Annotated in this window: 4 protein-coding genes; all 4 read left to right on the top strand. The window is 69.0% G+C overall.

The features are described from left to right. Positions 1 to 418 precede the first annotated feature (418 nt). Positions 419 to 889, top strand: coding sequence for an A24 family peptidase (locus KZA10_RS10765; RefSeq protein WP_141386208.1), 471 nt, complete (start codon positions 419 to 421; stop codon positions 887 to 889). A gap of 49 nt (positions 890 to 938) precedes the next feature. Next, positions 939 to 1,151, top strand: a complete 213-nt coding sequence (locus KZA10_RS10760) for a hypothetical protein (RefSeq protein WP_017830198.1) — start codon at positions 939 to 941, stop codon at positions 1,149 to 1,151. After that, positions 1,144 to 1,758, top strand: a complete 615-nt coding sequence (locus tag KZA10_RS10755; RefSeq protein WP_141386207.1) for a CYTH domain-containing protein — start codon at positions 1,144 to 1,146, stop codon at positions 1,756 to 1,758. The genes KZA10_RS10760 and KZA10_RS10755 overlap by 8 nt, the downstream gene beginning before the upstream one ends. Positions 1,759 to 1,821: 63 nt before the next feature. Then, positions 1,822 to 2,982, top strand: a complete 1,161-nt coding sequence (locus KZA10_RS10750; protein ID WP_256934715.1) for a type III polyketide synthase — start codon at positions 1,822 to 1,824, stop codon at positions 2,980 to 2,982. Positions 2,983 to 3,092 lie beyond the last annotated feature (110 nt).

Below are 3,092 nucleotides of genomic sequence, written 5' to 3'. Positions count from 1 at the left end.
TGCTTCGCGTGCACCGTGGCGGCACGGCGAAGGTCTTCGAAGTGCCCATGCCGGTCAAGGTGTCCGCGGATCTGTTCGGTGACCTCAAGTCACTGCTCGGACCCACCTGCCTCGGGTGAGCGGGTAGCTCCGGAAGGAGCGCGGCGAAGGCGGGGTCGAGGGGGAGCAGCGCATGTTCGCTGCGCCGTCGTTGCATCCGGTTGATCTCGCGACGCAGGCGCAGCACTTCTCCCGCGCGGGAGTCGCCCGCCGGAGAGAGCGAGGCGATTGCATCGAGCCCGATCACCTGCATCCTTTCTCGAAGATATATTCTAATATAACAACCCGTGTGAATGACGATAGTTCGCACATCGGACATCGGCCAGGGGTTCTCCACAGGGAGTCGGAGCGAGGGCCGCCGATCTCCTAACCTGCGGGGATGGACATCCGGCTCGCCCTCATCGCCCTCGTGCACGCCGCACTGATCGGCGTCGGCGCGTGGCTCATCGTGATCGACGCCCGCACGCATCGCCTCCCAAACAGGATCGTGCTGTCGACGCTCGGCTGCCTGCTCGCGCTCGTCGCCGTCGACACCCTGGCCACGGGGCAGGGGGCGCCGCTCGTTCGTGCCCTGCTGGGAATGGTGATCCTCGGGAGCTTCTATGCGGTGCTGCGGGCGCTCAGCCGTGCGGGGATGGGAGGCGGAGACGTGAAGCTCGCCGCCGTCATCGGGCTGGTGCTGGCCTGGCACGGCTGGCAGGCACTCGCGATCGGGGCGGCCGCGGCCTTCGTGCTGGGAGCGCTCTACGCGCTCGTGCTCATCCTGCTGCGGAGAGCGAACGGCTCCACCCGCATCGCCTTCGGTCCCTGGATGATCGCCGGCGCCCTTCTCGGTGTCGTCCTCGGTTGATTCCGCCTGCCTCGCACCGATACCGCGACGACGGCGCTACCCTGAGCACATGGCACTCGCACGACTTCACGGCGGCCCGCTCGACGGGCAGATCATCCCCCTCGGCGACGCGGACGACAAGCTGATCGTTCCCTACAGCGAGACGCAGGTGGTGTACAACCGCCGCGGCGAGCCGCAGAACACCGGCCCCGCCGACGGCCCCACGGAGATCGACTACTGGTTCGAAGAGTCTCTCGAGGACCTCACGCTCGACGATGACTGAGCCCTCCCGCACGGTCGAGGTCGAGCGCAAGTACGACGTCGATCCGGAGACCCCGTTGCCGCGATGGGAGGCGCTCCCGGGCGTCGACACGGTCAGCCCCGGTGTGCTGCGCACGCTGGACGCCCAGTACTTCGACACCGCTGACGGCACGCTCTCGCGCGCCGGCGTGGCATTGCGTCGTCGCACCGGCGGGCCCGACGAGGGCTGGCATGTGAAAGGTCCCCGACAGGGAGACGGTCGACTCGAGCTCGGCTGGCCTCTAGGGGAGGGCGACGCGCTCCCCTCTGCGGTCGCCACGACCGTGTCGGAGTGGACGAGCGCACCGCTCACCCCACTCGCCCGCATCGAGAACGACCGCACCGCCTATCTGCTCACCGGCCCGGACGGCGTCGTCGCCGAGTTCGTCGACGACCGGGTGCGAGCGAGCGACCTGCGCCAGAACGTGAAACGCGAATGGCGTGAGTGGGAGATGGAGCTGGGGCCCGCGGCGCCGGCTGATGAGGCGGGACGCACCGCGTTCTTCGCGGCGGTGGAGCAGGCGGTGCTGGCTGCCGGAGGCCGCGAATCGGCATCCGACTCCAAGCTCGCCAGGGCGCTCGGCTTCTAGGGCAGACCGCGGTCGCGCGCAACCCCTTCCCCCCGGGGCGGTGCGCAGTGCTTGAGTGGCACCATGAGCCGACCGCCTGTGCTTCGATCGCTGCAGACGATCGTCCCCGATACCGTTCTCGTCCAGGATCAGGTGCGTGACGTCTTCGCGCAGCAGCCCGGCCTCGGGCGGCTGGCGCAGCGCATCGTCACGACGTCGTTCAACGTCTCGGGCATCGACACCCGGCACACCGTGATCGACGAGCTGTCGCTGGATTCCGAAGCGACAGACCCCGTGTTCTTCGACCGCGGATCGGGGATGCTGCTCGCCCCCGGCACCAAGGCGCGCAACGACTTCTACGCCCGAGAGGCCACGAAGCTCTTCGTCGAGGCCGCCCGGCGGGCGATCGACTCCGACCCTGACCTCGAGCCGGCCGATGTGACCCACGTCATCACGGTCTCCTGCACCGGGTTCCATGCCCCGGGGCCGGAATACGAGATCGTGCGTGCGCTCGGGCTGTCCGACGCGGTGCAGCGTTTCCACCTCGGCTTCATGGGCTGCTACGCCTCGATGCCTGCGCTCAGGGCCGCGAGTCAGTTCTGCGCCGCGGATGAGAACGCCGTGGTCCTCGTCGTGAGCGTCGAGCTGTGCACTCTGCACCTGCGTTCCTCGGAGAATCCCGACACGATCGTCGCGTCGTCCCTGTTCGCCGACGGTGCGGCCGCCGGGATCGTCACCGCGCGCGATCTCCCGTCCGCGTCGACCGGGTTGCGCCTTGACCGCTTCCACACGGCCATCGCGCCGGAGGGGGAGAAGGACATGGCCTGGACGATCGGCGACACCGGTTTCGAGATGATCCTCTCCACGGCCGTCCCGCAGATCATCGGCGAGACGATCATCGGTGCGCTCCGGCCGTTGTACGGCGCCGAGGAGGGTCTCGGCGAGGCCTTCGAGGCCGGAAGCGTGGGGGATGCGGTCCAGCACTGGGCCATCCATCCCGGCGGGCGGAGCATCCTCGACAAGGTGCAGGAGCGGCTACGCCTCAGCGATGCGCAGCTGCGCCCGGCCAGGGACGTGCTGCGGGAGAACGGCAACATGTCCAGTGCGACCGTGCTGTTCGTCCTCAAGCGCATCCTGGAGGTGGAGGGGGCGAGCGCCGGCGACCGGGTCTCCGCGATGGCGTTCGGTCCCGGTCTGACGGCGGAGAGCGCGCTGATGACCGTCGTCGCCTCGCCCGGGTCATGAGGCCGGACCTCACGACGCGGGACGCCGAGGCTCGCGAGCTGATGGACGATCCGCACGCCGACGCACGGATGCTGGCGCGGACCTACGGACGGTTCGGGTTCGTGAACGCC

The sequence above is a fragment of the Microbacterium sp. BF1 genome (assembly GCF_019279095.1).
GTDB classification, from domain to species: Bacteria; Actinomycetota; Actinomycetes; order Actinomycetales; family Microbacteriaceae; genus Microbacterium; species Microbacterium maritypicum.
Note: the sequence above shows the minus strand (reverse complement) of the source record. Positions and strands in the feature narration are given on the sequence as shown.